The organism is Methanococcus vannielii SB (assembly GCF_000017165.1).
GTDB lineage: Archaea > AGJL01 > Methanococci > Methanococcales > Methanococcaceae > Methanococcus > Methanococcus vannielii.
The window spans coordinates 316,904-337,103 of the sequence record NC_009634.1; the positions used below are offsets into that span (position 1 = coordinate 316,904).

16 protein-coding genes and 1 pseudogene are annotated in these 20,200 nt (G+C 33.9%); 13 read left to right on the forward strand and 4 right to left on the reverse strand.

Annotated features, from left to right (window positions below; translation table 11 throughout):
- Positions 1 to 4,605 precede the first annotated feature (4,605 nt).
- The gene (locus tag MEVAN_RS01390; protein ID WP_011972081.1) at positions 4,606 to 4,902 is read right to left on the reverse strand and encodes a hypothetical protein; all 297 of its coding nucleotides are present in this window, start codon (positions 4,900 to 4,902) and stop codon (positions 4,606 to 4,608) included.
- Positions 4,903 to 6,253: 1,351 nt separating this feature from the next.
- Here MEVAN_RS01390 and MEVAN_RS01400 point away from each other — a divergent pair.
- From MEVAN_RS01400 to MEVAN_RS01440, 10 genes and pseudogenes are all read left to right on the forward strand, one after another.
- Positions 6,254 to 6,832 (forward strand): TetR/AcrR family transcriptional regulator, encoded by a 579-nt coding sequence (locus MEVAN_RS01400; RefSeq protein ID WP_011972082.1) that lies wholly within the window; start codon positions 6,254 to 6,256, stop codon positions 6,830 to 6,832.
- 85 nt (positions 6,833 to 6,917) lie between these two features.
- The gene (locus MEVAN_RS08885; protein WP_156769202.1) at positions 6,918 to 7,085 is read left to right on the forward strand and encodes a hypothetical protein; all 168 of its coding nucleotides are present in this window, start codon (positions 6,918 to 6,920) and stop codon (positions 7,083 to 7,085) included.
- Positions 7,086 to 7,262: 177 nt separating this feature from the next.
- Positions 7,263 to 8,225, forward strand: coding sequence for an alpha/beta hydrolase (locus MEVAN_RS01405; RefSeq protein WP_011972083.1), 963 nt, complete (start codon positions 7,263 to 7,265; stop codon positions 8,223 to 8,225).
- A 53-nt stretch (positions 8,226 to 8,278) separates the two neighbouring features.
- Entirely contained in the window at positions 8,279 to 9,391 is a 1,113-nt protein-coding gene (locus tag MEVAN_RS01410) for an aldo/keto reductase (RefSeq protein ID WP_011972084.1), read from the forward strand.
- A gap of 24 nt (positions 9,392 to 9,415) precedes the next feature.
- Positions 9,416 to 9,841 (forward strand): cupin domain-containing protein, encoded by a 426-nt coding sequence (locus MEVAN_RS01415; protein WP_011972085.1) that lies wholly within the window; start codon positions 9,416 to 9,418, stop codon positions 9,839 to 9,841.
- 21 nt (positions 9,842 to 9,862) lie between these two features.
- Positions 9,863 to 10,573: pseudogene (locus MEVAN_RS01420) on the forward strand (LarC family nickel insertion protein); the annotation flags it as partial.
- A gap of 76 nt (positions 10,574 to 10,649) precedes the next feature.
- Entirely contained in the window at positions 10,650 to 11,186 is a 537-nt protein-coding gene (locus tag MEVAN_RS01425) for a flavodoxin family protein (protein ID WP_011972087.1), read from the forward strand.
- Positions 11,187 to 11,305: 119 nt separating this feature from the next.
- A complete protein-coding gene (locus tag MEVAN_RS01430; RefSeq protein ID WP_011972088.1) occupies positions 11,306 to 12,499 on the forward strand; it encodes an aldo/keto reductase in 1,194 nt (397 codons plus the stop codon).
- A 10-nt stretch (positions 12,500 to 12,509) separates the two neighbouring features.
- Positions 12,510 to 13,295, forward strand: a complete 786-nt coding sequence (larB, locus tag MEVAN_RS01435; protein ID WP_011972089.1) for a nickel pincer cofactor biosynthesis protein LarB — start codon at positions 12,510 to 12,512, stop codon at positions 13,293 to 13,295.
- Between the two features lie 1,211 nt (positions 13,296 to 14,506).
- Entirely contained in the window at positions 14,507 to 15,565 is a 1,059-nt protein-coding gene (locus MEVAN_RS01440; protein ID WP_011972090.1) for a leucine-rich repeat domain-containing protein, read from the forward strand.
- Positions 15,566 to 15,578: 13 nt separating this feature from the next.
- On the opposite strand, the gene MEVAN_RS01445 is transcribed toward MEVAN_RS01440, so the two are convergent.
- On the reverse strand, positions 15,579 to 16,370 hold the full coding sequence (locus tag MEVAN_RS01445; RefSeq protein ID WP_011972091.1) for a hypothetical protein: 792 nt from the start codon (positions 16,368 to 16,370) through the stop codon (positions 15,579 to 15,581).
- Between the two features lie 382 nt (positions 16,371 to 16,752).
- On the opposite strand from MEVAN_RS01445, the gene MEVAN_RS01450 reads away from it, so the two are divergent.
- Positions 16,753 to 17,349, forward strand: a complete 597-nt coding sequence (locus tag MEVAN_RS01450; protein WP_011972092.1) for a LytS/YhcK type 5TM receptor domain-containing protein — start codon at positions 16,753 to 16,755, stop codon at positions 17,347 to 17,349.
- A gap of 37 nt (positions 17,350 to 17,386) precedes the next feature.
- On the opposite strand, the gene MEVAN_RS01455 is transcribed toward MEVAN_RS01450, so the two are convergent.
- On the reverse strand, positions 17,387 to 17,590 hold the full coding sequence (locus tag MEVAN_RS01455) for a hypothetical protein (protein ID WP_048059122.1): 204 nt from the start codon (positions 17,588 to 17,590) through the stop codon (positions 17,387 to 17,389).
- A gap of 87 nt (positions 17,591 to 17,677) precedes the next feature.
- A complete protein-coding gene (locus MEVAN_RS01460; protein WP_011972093.1) occupies positions 17,678 to 18,592 on the reverse strand; it encodes a cation transporter in 915 nt (304 codons plus the stop codon).
- Positions 18,593 to 18,824: 232 nt separating this feature from the next.
- Between MEVAN_RS01460 and MEVAN_RS01465 the strand changes: the two genes are divergently transcribed.
- On the forward strand, positions 18,825 to 19,430 hold the full coding sequence (locus tag MEVAN_RS01465; protein WP_011972094.1) for a TetR/AcrR family transcriptional regulator: 606 nt from the start codon (positions 18,825 to 18,827) through the stop codon (positions 19,428 to 19,430).
- A 32-nt stretch (positions 19,431 to 19,462) separates the two neighbouring features.
- A complete protein-coding gene (locus MEVAN_RS01470; protein ID WP_011972095.1) occupies positions 19,463 to 20,182 on the forward strand; it encodes an ABC transporter substrate-binding protein in 720 nt (239 codons plus the stop codon).
- Positions 20,183 to 20,200: the final 18 nt, after the last annotated feature.

A 20,200-nucleotide genomic window follows, 5' to 3' on the forward strand; every position in this document is an offset into this window, starting at 1 on the left:
TTAACGAACCCGTATGAATTAAGATATTATGAATGGAATACACGTAGGGCAGTTTTAGAAATAAATGCACCACTGTACGATGACTTAACGCATTTAGACAATAGATATCAAAACAATGTTTCACTATTCTTCGAGTAGGATTTAGCGAATCAACTAAAATGTTAACTGAAACGATAGTTACGATTTTTCCATAGTCCCGGTGTTTTTCCACATACGGCTCACTTCTATCGGTATATCTGTAAAAAAACAATCTGTAACTCATGAATGTTTAATTAGCTGTATGGTAATGCCGATCTAACAACATAACTATCACATGAGGTATTAATGCATGTTTAACGTGCCAACTCAAATTTATCAAAAAAGTAATTCGTCCATAGTGTTCAGCCAACTGTGTCGGCTGTGTGCTAAACACGGTAGGGGCTTATCCCCTTCGAATAAAATGATATTTAAAGGACGAGTATTTACATTTCGTCGTCAACTTCGTTTCCGACTCATTCACTCGTCATTGGGCGCTGCGCGCTATAATTATTATATATATTGAAAAAAATATAGTCTAATCTTATGTGCTTTTCACATAAAACTAGTAGCTTACGTCTGGTTAGCGTAACGGTACAGTGATAACCAGTGTTTTACTCATGTGTACGATATCACTTGATTCCCGGCTTAATCACACAACATTTCACTACTAGTGGTGTGACTTACAAATCGACAGTTCGAAATGACCGTAACCTCAAGCACGTCTACCGCGTTACACGTATGCGTTTATAATTCCTGATTGAACCGTTTAAACTCGTGGGTCCGCTTTTCTTCACGATAACTATCTGGTTATCTCTAAGATTACACTGATGTTTCGTGAGGGTAACTGAGGTATGTTCAGGCAACTATAACTCGCACCATTGTACAACAAGGCACAATGTGAGTGGTTTCCGTTTGATAAGGCGTTATAATGTACCACATTCTCGTGTCTCGCACGTCCATCTGTGTTTTTGTGTACATTATTGTATAGTATATAAAGGTATGCCCCTAGTATATATACCTTATCAATCACCGTCGATGATGCTGGTCAAAGTCCCAAGCGTATATCATTCTAATACACGTGAACAAGATTAACACCCAATAGAGCATGTATAACATGTGTGTACATACTAACATACATGTGTATTCAAGCATAGACATAAATGTGCACCTACGTTACCATTTCGTTGATTGATGCAAATACATGAACGCAGCGATGTATGTTCCTATACCAAGCCCCATAACGCTTAAATTTGGCACGCAGAGTAGTAAACCAGCTACCATCGTCCAAATTACATACCATGTGTATTGTTTAGGGACCGTTCTGTCTTTTGAGTAATTTACACATGTTTTACATTTACAACAACCGTCATCGGCCATATCTCTTCCCTCGTAATTTTAAATTAGTAGCAATGACAATACTCTAAACGACTATTTAATCCCCTCACATATAACTTTTATTCAGCATGTCGGGTAATTTACTACGCTATTATTACAGTATGGTTGTTAAACTGGCGAAAAATTCGTTAAAACGGAAATTGAGTAAGTTTAAACTTCACGATGGGGTAAATCATTAGATGTAACCGATTTGCTTTTAAATGGGTTCAACACAACTGTAACATTACGCTATTCAGTCGGCATACACCATAAAATGTTAAATTAACACTCAATGATCCATAATCACCAATCAATGTTAGTTTTTCAGTTATTGTGGCAGCTGAGGTGTTACTTTCAGTTATTCAACAAAATTTATCAGTTAATATTCTTAGTTAACGATTATTGTTCGCTATAGCTCATAAATCGCTTTTATCAATGTTTTGTAATCAACTTATCCAACTCGTATCGCTACAATCGAGTACAATGATAGGTTACTACTGCAGTAACAATTAAGCCTTCGGCTATTCGCTGTTAATTACAGTAAAATGTTATTAATTAGTCACCGTTTACTTAAAACCGTAAATTTCATCGATATATTCATTACCGGTGTGGCAATTACGGATATTGTGATCATTTCAACAATGTTAATGTAACAAGTGGTTTGTTTAACAATTTACATTGGCATTTCGCTATTAACGTTTATAGATTAACGCTCACAAATCGCTCTTATGGTATTTTAAGTTACAGGTCAGTTAAGTCAAACCGATTAAACCCACATAATCCGTTAAACGTACAACTTAACTTATCGTCATTTTTACATGATAGTTTACCTACTACGGTTTATTAACGCTTATTGTTCGCTGTTACTCACAATTCGCGTTTAACCGGCGATATATCTTCGATAAAACACATAACTTTCGTAATTCCTAACTTAGTATTAACTTGTAGATACAATGTTCATTACACCACTTACCGTTTAACTAACAGTACAATACGGAATGTTTATTGGTAAATATATTCGATAATTGACAGTTAAGCTAAACAATGACGTGATAACCGAAGTAATCGTTACTTAAATGGTATTTACTAAGTAATGTCAACATCGTAGTTTATCGATTAATCTGATAACTAAATACCTGTTCTTACATATCATCCACTAGCGATACTTCAGTAGACCCCGTAGTTATCACAACTTGTCATTCAACAGTTAAGCCTTCGGCTATTTGTTGTTAATCACAGCAAAAACGTTTTTGTAACCATATCACCATGAGTTAGTCTTACTACGCATTCGCTTTCGCTTTATGCTTCATAATCTAACTCATGTACTCGTTGCTTCGCCGCTCGCTGTTCGTGGGACTCACAAGCTCGCTACACTCGTATTGGGGCGCTCCGCGCCTATAATAATATATATAATACTATAAAATAATAATTAAACATTTATAGTCTAATCTTATACGTTAAATCGTATAAAATGACTTGCTTACTTCCAGTTAGTGTTTCGGTAAAGCGATAACTGGTATTTTGCCCATATGTACGATATCACCCAATTCCCGGCGTTACTAACACAACATTTCACTTACTAGTGTGTTAGTTTACAGAATGAATCTGACCAAACTGACCGTAACCTTGAGTTCGTCTACCGTTTTCACTTATGATTGCATATCTATGGTTTTAACCGTTAGTCTCGCCGGGTCCGCTTCTAGTCATACTACTTGATATTACTAGTACTTGAGGGGTGTTAAGGTAACCTAACACTTTCCTCAAAATGTTAGTAATGGTGTAGTCATGAGGGTGTCAGAGGGAAGGTTCCAGTAGACTATACAATCACCACCGTACTTGGTACGGTGTGAGCGACTCTTTTTTCCGTTTAATTATGTGCGTAAACCACCACATTCTCATGTCTCGCATGTCCTTCTGTTTTACGGTGATTTACTGTTGCAGGTGATACGAAATCTTAGATAGTATATATACTTTATCCTCAACTGTCACAGGTTAAGCGACGTGGTGTTCCTAAAGTCATATTTTGTAAATTTAAACAGTTTAAGTAACGAAAAAAGCAGTCTGTAGGGGTTACTGTAACGATAAACCGCATAGTCAAAACCAACAGATTTGAACATCAGGGGTTACTGTGTTTCATAGTACAATCGGGTTTAACATTTCTATAGTTTGACATGACATATAATGTCTTCACGTTGAACCGCATTCTAGTTGGTAGCAACTCAGAATGAACTGATAAATCGTTAATCGTATTAACTACCAGTTTGTGTAATTGATACACTGACGGTTACAATATTACTGGTTAATGTAATCCAGGTTAGATTTACACCTTGATTACATAACGCCGTTTTAGATAAAACTTACGGATATACCTGGGTGTATCAATTTCAGTTATTCACGTCAAATTACACCCCTATTTTCCAAACTATGAATGTAAAAATGTCCATACATAAAAATGTACGTACATAATTGAGTATTTATGTACGGCAATGAATACATACTTAATTAGGCACATAAAACTGTACTTACATAATTGTGTGTATACCTATATTGAATGTTTAAATTTGACAATAGGTAATTGTTAAGCCATATATCGGCAAGATATCCGGTATGATTAGAATTTCGAAAATAACACTTCAAACTACGATAGTTCAAGGCATTGCTTTACGATTGTATAAAACTTATTTCAATAACTGTTATAGCATCCCGTATGAACTATTAACTGGTTGTAGTTACATCACATAATTAAAATTCGATTAATAAACACGATAGATTCTTTTCACCCGCAACGGGTAATTTTACGTAATAGTAATGTTGGATTTAGCATTTAACACATTTAATAATTATTTTGTAAGTGTAATGGCTACACTAACTTCAACGCATAATTTCACAGATGTACTAAAATTAGTCATACCAATGCCAATTCTCCAATTATCGGATATATCGGTAAAACAGATACACTACATCGTTTGTTTAATTTTGTAAAATAAAATTAGTCGCAATGATTTCGATATCATGCCAATGTAAAAAAGAGTCATACTCTTTTTGCACCAAAACTTCACAAGTCACAAATAAAAAATTACATTTGTGAGTGTCGCACACATCCATCTAATATGACCCATATGGTTCATTTGAATATCAAACACACCTACCAGTTGATTATTACGCTACATTACTTAGTCATAGGTGATATGCCATTAAACGCTACGCCGTCGATTACTCCTTTGTTTTAAACTTCACAGGTTTACCAGTTCTTTCAAAGTATCGTAACATCATAGTTTCTGAAACAATGTCCCAGTCGATGAATTCAATAAGGTAATTCAGTAAAGCCGGTTTAAATGATGTAATTTCAGACATTGGATTAGATCGAAGTTCCGACTTTAACAGAACAATTAGTTCGGTGTATGATGTACAGCATTCGATTTTTTCGGTCCAATTACCGGTATAATAAGCGTAATTATTTAATGCCGATACAACTACGTCGGTTAGCTCTTTGGGGGTTATTATGTTCATTTTATCACTCTATATTGTGTTTAATTTACCTGTGGCTACCGCTGGTAGGCACAATAATGATCATGGGCCTCGGAGTCGATAGTCTCGTCATCGGCAATTTTATGTCTGTAAAAACGTACATGGGAACTCATGACATAGGCGGTAACAGTGAAAGAGCGTTCACCACCGAGAAGTATATGGTTGATTCGTATTCCCTCGTCACATATGTATTTGATACATGGGCTGAACGACTCGAGTTATGTGAAAAATGAAAAAGAGTTTACTCAGGGTTAGTGAAACAAGTGTGGACTTGTACACTTTTGCAAGTTTTTACTTGTGCAGGGGCACAAATGATCCACCGATATTTCTGTGTAGATATGGTTTACGATAGTCCGACATAAATCCGACCGGACATAGGATATAGTACATCGAATGAACCCATTGATTACATAATCAGCTCACTACGGGGACTTCCACAGTTATATGCGATCCACACCGAATCGGATATCGTTGATTCATATTTTTAGTATGATTATATGTTCGATAGATTGGCGGTAATGTCAACATTTGCTAATTCCTTTATAGTTCGTTCCGATGCGACTACTTAGCTATTCATACTGTGTGTATTTGTGTTTAAAAGTACGTACGTAGTTACATAAAAATATATAAACATACGAACAACAGTCCGATATGTATTTACAGTCCACAGGTGTTTTATTTACGTCTCAACCGTATTGATACAGCTTATATTCACTATATATCATAGTAAACTACACTGATCGAGCTACATCACTTATGCTAGTGATCAGTAGCTTCAAAACCTCATCAAAGTTGTATCCACACTTACTCACTTATAGTACTGCAGTACTAGTTTACCGTGTCTTCATTATATGTGGCCGCGTAATACGCCGTAGACTCTCGGTATCATCATATATGCTACTGTTTTTTAGTATCTATCACTAGATCTAACCGTTTAATGTTAAATCGTTGAAAAAAGCGCAGAACATTATATAATCGTGATCTGAGAGTGTAGGGTCGTGTAACTGTGGTGTAAATTAGTGTAGGGGGGTGTACCCCTGCAAAAAATGTCGCGGTTTTTCCGCACTTAATTACCCTATAGTGTAATATGGTACGTTTTCAGGAAAATTTCAAGTTTTTCGAAAACTTTGGCTTTTTTGAATGTAAATTAATGCATGTCAAAATATGAACAAAACAAAATTACTAAATAATGATAGCGCCATTATTCAATTATTCAAAATAAACTGATTTTTCGGAGTTATATGATCACGGGGGTATGCATGTCGGCCCTAATGTTTATATATCAAAACAACTGTATAATTAATTGACTAATCAGTCAGTGGATGAGATACATATGAAAGCAAATATTGAAGACAAAAGAAAAGCCGTTATGGATGCCGCATTGAAACTATTCACCGAACGTGGATTTCACGGTACATCTACAGCCCAGATTTCAAAAGAAGCAGGAGTAGCTACGGGTACGCTCTTTCATTACTTTCCAACGAAAGAAGACCTAATAAACAACCTGTATTTTGAAGTAAAAGGAGATTTAAGTCGAACAATGGTAAAAGACCTCGAATTACAAAATACTTTCAAAGATAAGTTGAAGAAAATATGGGATAATTTAGTTAGATGGGGCTTAGATAACCATAACGAATTCCTATTTGTCGGCCAATTTTGCAATTCCCCATACATATCGAATTTTACACGTGAAGAAGTGATGAAAGAGTACGTATTCTTACACAAACTCGTTGATGACGGAATAAAAAATGGGGACGTTAAAGAATTACCCTCAGAACTGATAATCGCAATGTTTTACCAAAACAGCAGGACCTTGGTAGATGTAATTTCTGGTTGTGGCCCATCCTGCAACGAAAATAAATTTATTGATGATGGATTTGAGATAGTCTGGAACGGACTAACCAAAAACTAATTTTTTTAGTTAAACTATGATTGATTAGTCAATTAAAAATATAGTAATTATTTATCACAAAAAAATCCTTAGTAAAGGTGAGAGTATGTATTGTCCATATACGTGTAACCCATATCTTAGTGGCCTTGTAATGGTCATATTATTCATTTTATTCAGCTTTATATTTTCAGCAATATTCTGGAAAACCAAGAAATGGATGGAGTGTATTGAAGCTAAATGTATGAAAAAAAAGTGTAAAACTGAAGAAAAGTAATCAGTTCTTTTCTTTTTTAGTTATTTTGAAAATATGCCTGAACAGCAAATTTTTCCCCTTTTTTCAAGATGCCTAAATTATATATGCCATAAAAACAGAGTATTATTTGACTGAGTAGTCAATCTTAAACCAATCTTGTAATTTACTCAATAATTCAGAAAAATCGAGTGTGAAAATATGGAATCAAACAAAACTTTCAAATTAAGCGAAAAAGTGACGGTAGAAAAAGTTTCATATAAAAACAAATACGGAATCACCGTTGCAGCAGATATGTACCTGTCAAAAGACATAGACAAATCCCAAAAATATCCTGCAATCGTTATCGGAACACCTTATGGTGGTGTAAAAGAGCAGGGTGCAGGTATTTACGCACAAAATTTGGCAGAAAGAGGGTTTGTAACAATTGCATTTGATGAATCATATAATGGAGAAAGCAGTGGGGAGCCTAGGCATATATCTTCACCCGATTTATTTGTGGAAGATTTTAGCGCAGGAGTGGACTTTTTAGGAACAAGGCCGTTTGTAGATAGAAACAAAATCGGTGCTATTGGCATTTGCGGAAGTGGGGCATTTTCAATTACTGCAGCCCAGGTAGACCCCAGAATTAAGGCCGTAGCTACTGCAAGTATGTACGACATGAGTAGAATGATCCGAAACGGATGGGAAGATTCAATGACTGATGAACAGCGTGCTCAAACCTTAGTTCAGCTTGGTGAGCAACGATGGAAAGATTTTGAGAACAGTACTCCTGAATTACCTGCTGGTTTTCCTAACGAACCTGCTGACGTTATTCCCGAAGGATTGGATCCAATTACAAGTGAATTCTTTGAATACTATGGAATGAAACGTGGACATCATCCTAATGCAGGAGCCGCATTTACTATAACTAGCAGCATGTCTTTCATGAATTTCCCTTTGATGAAGTATATAAAAACGATTTCACCAAGACCAATTTTATTTATTATCGGTGAAAATGCTCATTCCAGATATTTCAGTGAAGATGCTTACAAAATGGCTACAGAACCAAAAGAACTATATATTGTACCGGGTGCAAGACATATCGACTTGTACGATGGTGGGGACAATGACTGTATTCCATTTGACAAATTGGAAGGATTTTTCAAAGAACATTTGGAATAAACCCAAACTGGTCGAATAATAAATCAAAGCTAACATTGAAATGAGGAGAACTTATGGAATACCGAAAATTACCTCACGGTGGTGAAAAGGTCAGCACTATCGGCATTGGATCAGGGAGCTTGAAAGATGCCACACCACAAGAGATCAAAGATATCGTCAGTTATGGTATGGACCAGGGCGTAAACCTGATCGATACCGTTATGTATGACACAAATGCGGTAGATCCAATTGCTGAAACATTGAATGGGTATCGTGACGAGATGATGATGCAACTACACCTTGGCGTGTGGTATCCAAAAGGAACATATTCAAGGACAAGAGTTCTCCGCAATGTTAAAAAGGGTTTTGAGCAGGAATTGAAGAACTACAATACAGACTATGCCGATATTGGCCTCATCAGCTATGTTGATCAGGTTAAAGACTTTGAAAACATCATGTCAAATGGCATTTTTGATTATGCTAAAAAGCTAAAACAAGATGGAACCATTCGACATCTTGGTATTTCATCCCATTCTGAAGAGATATGTAAACTCTTTATCGAAACTGGTGAAATCGATGTCATAATGTTCAGCATTAATGCAGCTTATGATTTTAGTCCGTCCAGAGGCATGCTCTCTTTATCTAACGAACGTATGGAACTCTATCGAGAATGTGAAAAACAAGGGATCGGAATCACAGTTATGAAAGCGTATGGTGGTGGACAGCTATTAAATGAAAAAACATCACCTTTCAAACGTGTTATGACAATTCCTCAATGCATACAGTATACATTGGATCGTCCAGGCGTTATTTCATGTCTTCCGGGGGTACGGTCAAGAGCAGATTTGGATTATGCACTTAAATTTTACTCGGCTTCTGAAAAAGAACGAGATTATTCATTTATTGGCAATCTACCACATAAGGAAATGACCGGTACTTGTATATACTGTAACCACTGTCAACCGTGTCCATCCAAAATCGATATTGGTTCAGTAAATAAGTATTTAGACCTTTCAAGAGTGGGTGATGACCTTGCAAAAGACCACTACATGAAGTTAAGTAAAAATGCAAATGACTGCACCAATTGTGGCACCTGCGAAAAGAACTGTCCGTTTAATGTGGATATACGTGGCAGAATGATTGAAGCAAAAAAGTATTTTGGTTCAATAAATAATGCAAAAAAATGAAATCCGAATATTCTAGGTGACAAAATGAACGATTCAACAGATTTAAGCAATAGCGTAATTTTCCCAAAAGGAGAAGAACTTCCAGAATTTTTGAGCAAGTATTTTTCGGGTAAAGTATGGGTCAGTATGTTAGTTGGAAGAGATAACGAATTCAATTGCCCGATTGGAAATGTGACATTTGAACCAGGCTGTATAAATAACTGGCATAAACATCCCGGAGGACAGATTTTACTGGTTACCGGTGGTCGTGGTTACTATCAAGAAGAAGGAAAACCTGCTCAGGAACTTAAAGCTGGAGATGTAGTTGAAATTCCTTCAAACGTAAAACACTGGCACGGGGCAGCTCATGACAGCTGGTTTGTACATCTTTCCGTTGAGACAAATTCAAAAGCAGGTCCTGCAGAATGGTTAGAACCCGTATCTGACGAAGAATACTGCGATCTGAAATAGGATATTTAAAACGTGATACTTATGAACTCGCTTATATTTAACCCGTTTTCAGGAGCTGCTGGTGACATGATTTTGGGATGCACCATGGACCTTGGGGCCGATAGAAATTACGTAAAAGAGATTATCGAGTCAGCAGTACCTGTATCTGTAAGCATTCGTGATGTCGTGAAACGAGGTATTCGGGCTTTGGATGTCAAGATCAATGTTCCCGAACACGAACACTCACGAACATATTTTGAACTTATCGATATTATAAAAGATGCTAAGCTACCTAAAGACATAGAACTGAGTGCACTTGATATTTTTTCAAAAATGGCTGAAGCTGAAGCACATGTTCATGGTAAAGACGATCTTGAAAAAGTACATTTTCACGAAGTTGGGCAAAATGATGCACTTGCAGATGTTATCGGTTCATCAGCAGCTATTTATGCACTCAAATGCGATTCGGTTTATTGTATGCCGATAAACGTCGGAAGCGGAACTGTAAGATGTGCACATGGTAATTTACCAGTACCTGCACCGGCTACGTTTGAAATACTGAAAACTGGAAAACTCTACTTTAAAGGCGGAACTGATGAAAAAGAACTTCTAACACCAACTGGTGCTGCCATACTTTCTCATTTCACAAAACCAATAGAAATGTTTCCATCCTGTGTTGTATGTTCTATTGGTTATGGTGCAGGAGATATCGAGCTCGATGGTCCAAACGTGCTTCAAGGCATAATAATTGAACAAAATATACCACTTCATAATCATGTACATGAGTAAACGGGATAATTTTACAATATGACTAATGAGGATGATTCAAATGAGTAAATACGTGCTAGTGATATCAGCAAGTCCAAGAAAAGGTGGAAATTCCGACTTACTATGCGACCAGTTTATAACTGGGGCAAAAGAAGCCGGCAACCTTGTAGAAAAGATATTCATATGCGATAAAAAAATTAATTACTGTACTGGCTGTGGTACGTGCTTTGGAACGAAAACTTGTCCACAAAATGATGATATGGGCGAAATACTTGATAAAATGGTTGACGTGGACGCAATTGTAATGGCGACGCCGGTTTACTTCTACACGATGAATGGTCAAATGAAAACATTGATCGACAGAACATGTGCTAGATACACAGAAATTAACAATAAGGAATTTTACTTCATTGTAGCGGCTGCTGACAACAGTAAACATGCAATGGAACGAACATTTGAAGGATTTCAGGCATTCTTATCATGTCTTGACGGTGCAGTAGAAAAAGGGCGTATCTATGGAACAGGTGCTTGGAATATCGGAGACATTGTCGAAACTGATGCAATGACTCAGGCATACGAAATGGGCAGATCAATATAATTCAATAAGTGTTTATCTACATATAAAACGTTATTTTTACAAAAATTATCCGAAAAACAAGAATAAACAGAAATTAGCATTGATTGAACGGTCAATCAGATAAACTCAGGTGGGTAAACATGTTATACAGAACAAATCCTAAAAATGGCGATAAACTTTCGATACTTGGTTTTGGTGCTATGAGGCTACCATCAAAAGAGGATGGTGGCATTGACGAAGATAAAGCGATACACATGGTTCGCTATGCAATCGATAATGGGGTAAATTTCGTAGATACCGCATGGCCATACCATATGGGTGAAAGTGAGCCGTTTTTAGCCCGTGCACTTGTTAATGGGTATAGGGAAAAAGTTAAATTGTCAACAAAACTGCCAACGTGGGCGGTAAATGGTAGGGAAGATATGGATAACTTCCTAAACGCACAGCTTGAAAAACTGAATACTGACCGCATTGATTACTACATGGTACACACACTTACCAAAGCAAGCTGGGAACGAATAAAAGAACTCGGTGTCATCGAGTTTTTGGACAGTGCAAAAGCAGACGGTAGAATAATTAATGCAGGTTTCTCATACCATGGAACACAGGAAGATTTTGCGCCAATTGTTGATGATTATGATTGGGATTTTTGCCTAATACAGTATAATTTCCTAGACGAAAAAGTTCAGGCTGGAACGGATGGACTTAAATACGCTGCATCAAAAGGTCTCGGCGTCTTTATAATGGAACCGCTACGTGGCGGTAATTTGGCGGGTAAGGCACCTGAAGAAGTTATGGCAATATGGGATGAGGCTGAAACAAAACGAACGACTGTAGAATGGGCACTTCGATGGGTATGGAATCAACCTGAAGTTACCTGCGTATTATCGGGAATGACTGAACCTGAACACGTCGAAGAAAACATACGAATTGCAGAAAACGGTTATCCAAACGCACTGACAGAAAAAGAGTTAGGCCTTGTAAAACGAGTCGCTTCAAAATATTCGGGAATGTTAAAAATCAACTGTACTGGTTGCGGTTACTGTATGCCATGTCCTGCAAAAGTCAATATACCGGCATGCTTTGACACATACAATAAACTACACATGTTCCACGAAGAATTCTTACGATTGCAGTATTTTGCAATACTTGGCGATATATTCTGGACCAATGAACCACATTTTGCATCACAATGTACAAATTGCGGTATTTGTATAGATTCGTGTCCTCAAAATATCCCTATACCCGAAATGCTCGAAAAAGTTACTGCTGAATTTGAAGGGCCCGATAACGAAGCAAAAATGGCAATGGTAAAGAGTATTTTCAAGATGTAGGTGATCCCAAATGGATCTCAAAAGTGTATTGGATAATGTAAAAAATAATAAAACAGATATAGAAACTGCGGAAGCGACAATTCGTTCAATGGGGTACGTTTCAGTAACCGATATTGCTAAAATTGATACTTTTCGAAAACACCGAACCGGAGTCATGGAAGCAATACTTGCTGAAGGAAAAACCCCTGAAGACGTGGTGAAAATTGCAAAAGCCCAAATGAATGCAAGCGGACGTGTTCTTATCACCCGTATTGGTGATAAACATAAAGAAGCTTTACAGTCAAATTTCAATTCGGGAGAGATTGAGTGGGGCATTCATTCCACTACCGCAGTAGTTCATAACGGTACGCCAATTAAAAAAACAGGTGGCGTAGTTGCAGTGATTACCGCAGGTACTGCAGATATTGATGTAGCAGAAGAAGCAAAAATGACCGCATCAGAAATGGGCTGTGATACAATCGCAATTTATGATGTCGGCGTTGCAGGACTTCACAGGCTCGTTAATGAAATGGCGATACTGAAAGATAAAAAACCAGATTCAATCATAGTTGCTGCAGGAAGGGAAGGAACACTTCCAACAGTTGTTTCTGCACTCGTTGATGTTCCAGTTGTCGGTCTTCCAGTTTCTACGGGTTATGGTGCAGGTGCAAAAGGTGAAGCAGCACTTTTAGCAATGCTTCAATCATGTTCAGTTGTATCTGTCGTAAATATCGATGCAGGGTTTGTTGCAGGGGCATTTGCCGCAAGAATTGCGAATCAAGTTGCCGAAGCACGTAATAAAATAATGGGGCAATAAGATAACCCTGGTAGCTACAACGTCACAAAAACGGCAATGTCCAAGGCAGCAGGTCTACCGACAGAACTTATAATGGTATATGTTTACACGGTGTAGAATTCTATAATTATCCCTAATTTTGTCATACTGGTGCGTTATTGAAATCGATAGATCAGGGGCCGTAACAGTAAATTCGATAAGATATATCCTGCGCGTTTTTGCAAAATAAGGAATGTAAATGTCCCGCGTTATAAGTTACGAAAAAAGAAATAATGTATACATAATAGTCGGTTAAATAACAAACATATAATCCATGAGCGTCCGAATGAACAATCAATGAATGATAATTTGTAACCGAAATGTAAAACCGCTAAAATCGCTTAGTTTGTGTTAAATCAATGTCAAAAAAGTCCGTCGAGATTTCAAGTCCGGCGCCTTTGGCCAAGCTCAACCACCTCTGCTCGCACATCTACTTAAGCGATTCGGGTATATATACTTTTCTATTTTTCATAGCGTTGCGGTAACGTATGACCTGCCATATCGGCGCAGTTAACCATGATGGCTACAACGTCACAAAAACGGCAATTGACATGCTTAACTGTGATTATCGTTAATTAACTGTTGATATGACTTAAAACCCGATTCTCCACTGAAAACCGGCGGTTCAAATCCCTCCCTCTGCGCTTTTACGGCGGCGTTATTGTTTACATTATGGCAAATTTCGATAGTATCACCTCACGATATACTGCGAATTATCAATCGACGTAAATCATCGTAAAAACCGATCAAACCAATTATACGTTATATCTCGGCTATCGTCTGATCTTGCTAAAACTTATTTTGGTATTATGTATTTTGGAAAATTTATGTCCGGTTGTCGCAGTAATAAAAGACTATCTACAAAATTTTAAAGAATTTAAATTTAGTTTTATCCTCAGAATTTTACATCTCAATTTTAAAAGAAAAACCATATCAAAAGCGACATATGTTATGAAAAATACCATTTTCTGGTAGTTTGAATTATTTAATTAATTTAAATATAATATTATAATAAAATAAATTTTTCATATTATTATATTAAAAAAATTCTTATAATATATATTGATGTACTTTATTTAATATATGGTTCAACATATAATGAATTATTTCTTTTAGTTTAAAATGTAAAGCTATCAACTACTATACAATACATATTTAATGTTATTGCATATTTATTTAAATCACGTGAAAACATGACACAAGATCCAAATCAAGTAAATACTACTAAAATAAACAATTTAGTGATTCCTAATTCAGTTAACACTGTAGAAAAAGGTGCTTTTAGAAATATTGAGCTAACCAATGTAGTAATCCCAAATTCAGTAAAAAGTATTAGAGAGGGTGCTTTTAGAAATAATAATTTAACTAATTTAATTATTCCAAATTCAGTAACAAATATCGAAGAAGGTGCATTTGAAAATAATAAGTTAACCAATGTAATTATTCCAGATTCTGTTACATATATTGGGGCAGGTGCTTTTAGAAATAATAATTTAACTAACGTAATACTTCCGGATTCAGTTAATTATATCGAAGAAAGTGCTTTTCAAAATAACGAACTAACTAATGTAGTAATCCCAAATTCCGTAACAAATATTGGATGGGGTGCTTTTCAAAATAACGAACTAACTAATGTAGTAATTCCTAATTCAGTAACGGCTATTGGAAAAAGTGCATTTGAAAATAATAAGTTAATCAATTTAATTATTCCAGATTCAGTAGTAATCATTGGCGAAAGTGCATTTAAAGATAATAAATTAACTAATGTAGTAATTCCAAATTCCGTAACAAATATTGGATGGGGTGCTTTTCAAAATAACGAACTAACTAATGTAGTAATTCCTAATTCCGTAACAAATATTGGCTGGAGCACATTTGAAAATAATAAGTTAATCAATTTAATTATTCCAGATTCAGTAAAAAGTATTGGAGAACATGCTTTTCAAAATAACGAACTAACTAATGTAGTAATTCCTAATTCAGTAACGGCTATTGGATGGGGTGCTTTTCAAAATAACAAATTAATTAGTGTAAAAATTCCAAATTCGGTAAAAAGTATTAGGGAAAATGCATTTAAAGATAATAAATTAACTAATGTGGTAATTCCAGATTCAGTAAAAAGTATTGGAGAACATGCATTTTATAACAACTCAAATTTAACAATTTATTGTAATGAAAACTCGTATACTAAAGAATATGCAACTAAAAATAATCTTAATTATATTATAATAGATATCGATGAAACTTTTTAAAATAATAAAAAAATTATTCATATTTATAGTAATAAAGTATTGAAATAATTGATAATATTAAAATAATAATTGGCATTTTTAGAACCGGTAGTTTTAAAAGGGGTTTATTCCGTTTTGGAATTACTCTTTTTAAATCATAAGTTTTGTTGGTGCCTAAATTAGCACTATTTATTGTTGCAATGCCTTCTTTAAAATCTAATTTAATAGTATCATTATATATCCCATAGCCACCGCCCTTAGTAGTTAAAGGAATGTTTAGAGAATTATTATTGGTAGTATCCGTTAATTTTATTGTAAAATTTTGCATTTGTGTAACATTTTTATTTGTTTTAGTTCCATTAACTCCCCATGAATTAATACCTAAGTTAATTTGGGATGCACCATATGTTGTAGCTGAAGGGTTAGTTCTATCTGAAACTGCAAGCGATAATGTTGAACCTATAGGTATATTTTGAATATATGGCATATCTTTTGGAATACTATTTTGAAAGTCATTGTTACTTCCAACTTTGAAAATTTCTTTATCCCCAATTGACAGTGCTACACTTGGTGTGGGATCATAATTCCTACCTGAGCCATATGTATCGGAAAAGGTCATATCCTGTCGAATAATTGTACCATCACTTAGCCTATAGTTAATTACGGTATAATAATCCCCATTAACTAGTCCTTTTCCACTAAAAGTATTTCCTAATGCATCGTAATAAGTTCCATTAAACTTATGGATTCCAACCCATGCATCAGTAATTTCTTGAGACGAAACTGAAGTTAAGAGTAGTAATAATAAAATAAAAATTTTTTTCATAAATTCATCTTAAAAAATCTATATATTATATATGATATATTATCTCGTTAATAAATATCTTACATTTTAATCAAGGTTTTTAGTTATATATAGTATACAGTACAATATTTAATTGTACCCCATTAAAATCATAGAATTTATCCTCCAAATTAGTAGATTAGATTAAACATGCTATCACTACATTCTGACTTTCGTGCCTAAGAGTTCAGATACCATATATACTAATTAATTTCGGGTACAAACTACATTATTATTTTTTAAAAAGGAAAAATAATGTTTAAAATGAACAGTAAAGATAAAATTGTTTTTTTAAAGTCAGTTTTTATACTACTAGCAATATGTAATATTTAAAATTATTAAAAATATGTATTAAACGATAATTATGCTTAGATCAAGACGTCCCGAAGAAATAAAGAAAGAAAAAATGAATGTATATGCTATAACATTCCTATTAAGTATTTTAGTAAATGTTATTGGCGGATATTCAATATATTTATTTAGTCTTCCAGCATATCTTGATACAGTTGGAACAATACTTTCAGGGGTATTAATGGGCCCAGTTATAGGTGGAGTTGTTGGACTTATTTCTGGACTTTTACTTTCAGTACTAGTAAACCCTGCAAACCTATATTTTACTCCAATTAATATACTAATTGGAATAGTTACTGGAGTTATATTTAGAAAATACTATTTTACATTGAAAAATATAATTTTAACAGCAGTTTTAGTTATAGTATTTTCAGTAATTTTGGGAACACTTATTGAATACTTTGTATTTGGTGGATTTGCAGGAAAACCTCTTGTAATGATAACTGAAGGATTAGTTTCTGCGGGAATTGACTTAATTATTGCAGTAAAAATTTCAAACCTATTTACGAATATTTTAGATAAATTTTTATCATTTGCGTTTGTATTTTTAATAATTTCAATAATGGATAATTATGAGATTATTGAATTATTTAATTTAAAAATTAAATAATAATATATTTTTTATTATTTTAAAACTATAAAAAAAGTTATTTTAGCTTTTTTACATTTTTTAACTTTATTTTTGAAAAAATCGAACCCATAATAATGCCAAATAGTGCTCCAAAACCACTAAATACAGGGGCATAAACTGGAGTAGATATAATTAATCCAAATGCATAACCTACTGAAACTCCAATAATTAAAAAAAATCCGACGTATCTTGAATATTGTTCTTTTTCATTTTGATGCATTTTATCGCCCTAAATAAATTAAATATTAAAGTATCTATTTTTAAATTAAATTAAATTAAATTATTAAATATCTAAATAATTAATAAGTTAAACATTTATATGGCCATCAGGAATAATATTTATTGAAAGATAAGGATGATTTTTTGAAAGTATATTAGTAATATTAGTCCTTGCTGTTATGATATCCTTTTTATTGTAAACTAATTCATCAGTTGAAATGTAAATAAAAATTATGTACTTACTGCCATTTTTGCTGATAAATATGTTTTCAATTTTCAATGTTTCAGGCATATTTAACGTAATAATTGTTTCAAATTCTTTTCGCTTTGCATCATCTTGTAATGCTCCCCCTGCAAGTTCAATTATTGATTCCCTAATAATTGTCAAAGGCTCTTTGATTAACATTGAAGCTAGAACTAAAACAAAAAATGAATCTGCTAAATACGGGATAAATCCAATTTCGCCCCCCCTAGAAAATAAAAATACCCCAAAACCAATACCTAAAGAAAGAGTACCATCAACAAATGCTGATTTTTGTTCAGTCCTTAATAAGATGCTCTTGTTAGTGAATTTACGGTTTTGTTGAAAATAATAGAAAGAAACAATGTAACATATAACCGCACAAATTAATGCATAATGAAGTATTGGTTCTGGAATTAGCATCGGTATATTATCTAAATATCCTGTAAAATAAAAGGTAATTCGAATAACGGCTGTAGTAACCGACATTATTAAAACACCAAGGATCATAAGTCCTTTAATAAATCCATAAAGTGACTCATAATAGAATTTTCCAAATGGAAAAGTTTTTGTTCGGTTCGCCCTAACTGCAACAATTTTAAGGGCCACCAATACGCCTAAGAACATTATAAAGCTATAATTGCCGTCTAAAAGTATTGCCTCAGAATTTGAATAATAAACCGTAAACCATGCAAGTACCGCCATAAAAATATTGGCGGCTGCCCCTATTAATAAAGCATTACTTTCTTTTTTTTCTTGCATGATGATTTTCCCCAAAAAATAATATATGTGTAAACTGAAAAAATCTAAAACTATAACCCTATTTTAAATTGGGAAAGGGCATTAAAAAAGGTAATTTTTAAATTTGAGTGCTGAATTCCACTGAATTTATATTTACCATTATTCATATTTACTATATAAATTTATCCAATAATAATTATTTATCATAATAATACAACTAAAATTTATATATGATACATACCTACATGCATGCATGTGCCAAAATAGAACTAAAATCCCAAATACAAAAGAAACAATAATTAATAACGCAAAACAGATATTTTTAGAAAAAGGGTATAATAATACCTTACTTTTAGATATAGCAAAAAAGTGCGGCCTAACTAGGGGTGGAATATATCACTACTTTAAAAATAAAGAGGATTTATTTTTAGAGGTGATGAATAAAATATTAGATGAAAATGAAACTCTTTTTTTATTATTATTGGATAAAGATGTATCTTTTAAAGAGTTACTCTATGATTTATGTTTATTATGCATTGAATTTGGGAAAAATTGTACAGTTGAAACTAAGGACTCCAAAATATTTTTCAAACATTTTTCAGAACTACTTGAAACTAAAAAAGAATTAAGTGATAGAACTAAAAAAATGTATGAAAATATATTAAAAAAGCTAAATATGAAAATAAAAGAAGCTCAATTAAGTGGCGAAATTAAAAATCATTTAGATTCAAAAGAACTTGCAGTCCAAATCTCGATAATTTTTGAAGGAGCCACGTATTCTTCATACTACTTAAATTTAGATTATGAAAAAACAGTAATTACTTCATTTAATTTATTTTGGGAGTTTATTAAGGCATAATTGGGGTGTTTTTTATCAAAAAAATAATTTTAATGTTAACAATATTATTGTTTATTTCAGGATGCTTATCTAATAGTAGTAAGCAGCTGACTAATAATGAAGGAACTTTAACCGTAGGGGTAGTTCCTTACGTAGTACCATTATCATATTATGAAAATGGGAAACTAACCGGTTTTGAAATAGATTATGCTAATTATCTAGGGAATAAACTAAATTTAAAAGTTGAATTTGTCCCATATGAATTTAAAGATATATTAAATGCGGTTGAAAATAAAGAAGTAGATATTGCAATTTCATGTATTACGATTACTCCTGAAAGAAAAAAAAGGGTTCATTTTTCAAGACCTTACTTAAAAACAGGTTCCGTAGTTGCAGTATTTAGTACTGAAGAAGTATCCGATATTTCTGACTTTGATGGTAAAAAAATAGGCGTTTTAAAAGGTTCAGTTCATGAAAATTATGCGCTTGAGTTTAAAAAAGTAAGAAATATTGAAGTAATCACATATAACACTCAAAGTAGCTTGATTAATGGATTAAAATCTAATGAAGTTTACGCTGTAATTATTGATAAAATTTACTTGGATTCCCTAAAAAATGATATTCCGATAAAAGAAGCAATTGTGCTTGATGTACAGTACATTGGAATTGCATCTAAGTTAAATACTCCAATTTTAGAAAATATAAATCAGGTTATTTTAGAACTTGAAGAAGATGGAACTTACAAATTACTCCATGAAAAGTGGTTTCAATAGAATTTAGGTGAATATTTT

Bases quoted from the DNA above. Each gene is read 5' to 3' on its own strand.
- MEVAN_RS01470 (WP_011972095.1), top strand. From the start codon at position 19,463: ATGTTAACAATATTATTGTTTATTTCAGGATGCTTATCTAATAGTAGT.
- MEVAN_RS01405 (WP_011972083.1), top strand. From the start codon at position 7,263: ATGGAATCAAACAAAACTTTCAAATTAAGCGAAAAAGTGACGGTAGAA.
- MEVAN_RS01430 (WP_011972088.1), top strand. From the start codon at position 11,306: ATGTTATACAGAACAAATCCTAAAAATGGCGATAAACTTTCGATACTT.
- MEVAN_RS08885 (WP_156769202.1), top strand. From the start codon at position 6,918: ATGTATTGTCCATATACGTGTAACCCATATCTTAGTGGCCTTGTAATG.
- MEVAN_RS01465 (WP_011972094.1), top strand. From the start codon at position 18,825: ATGTGCCAAAATAGAACTAAAATCCCAAATACAAAAGAAACAATAATT.
- MEVAN_RS01455 (WP_048059122.1), bottom strand. From the start codon at position 17,590: ATGCATCAAAATGAAAAAGAACAATATTCAAGATACGTCGGATTTTTT.
- MEVAN_RS01440 (WP_011972090.1), top strand. From the start codon at position 14,507: ATGACACAAGATCCAAATCAAGTAAATACTACTAAAATAAACAATTTA.
- MEVAN_RS01460 (WP_011972093.1), bottom strand. From the start codon at position 18,592: ATGCAAGAAAAAAAAGAAAGTAATGCTTTATTAATAGGGGCAGCCGCC.
- MEVAN_RS01425 (WP_011972087.1), top strand. From the start codon at position 10,650: ATGAGTAAATACGTGCTAGTGATATCAGCAAGTCCAAGAAAAGGTGGA.
- MEVAN_RS01410 (WP_011972084.1), top strand. From the start codon at position 8,279: ATGGAATACCGAAAATTACCTCACGGTGGTGAAAAGGTCAGCACTATC.
- MEVAN_RS01445 (WP_011972091.1), bottom strand. From the start codon at position 16,370: ATGAAAAAAATTTTTATTTTATTATTACTACTCTTAACTTCAGTTTCG.
- MEVAN_RS01450 (WP_011972092.1), top strand. From the start codon at position 16,753: ATGCTTAGATCAAGACGTCCCGAAGAAATAAAGAAAGAAAAAATGAAT.
- larB (WP_011972089.1), top strand. From the start codon at position 12,510: ATGGATCTCAAAAGTGTATTGGATAATGTAAAAAATAATAAAACAGAT.
- MEVAN_RS01400 (WP_011972082.1), top strand. From the start codon at position 6,254: ATGAAAGCAAATATTGAAGACAAAAGAAAAGCCGTTATGGATGCCGCA.
- MEVAN_RS01415 (WP_011972085.1), top strand. From the start codon at position 9,416: ATGAACGATTCAACAGATTTAAGCAATAGCGTAATTTTCCCAAAAGGA.
- MEVAN_RS01390 (WP_011972081.1), bottom strand. From the start codon at position 4,902: ATGAACATAATAACCCCCAAAGAGCTAACCGACGTAGTTGTATCGGCA.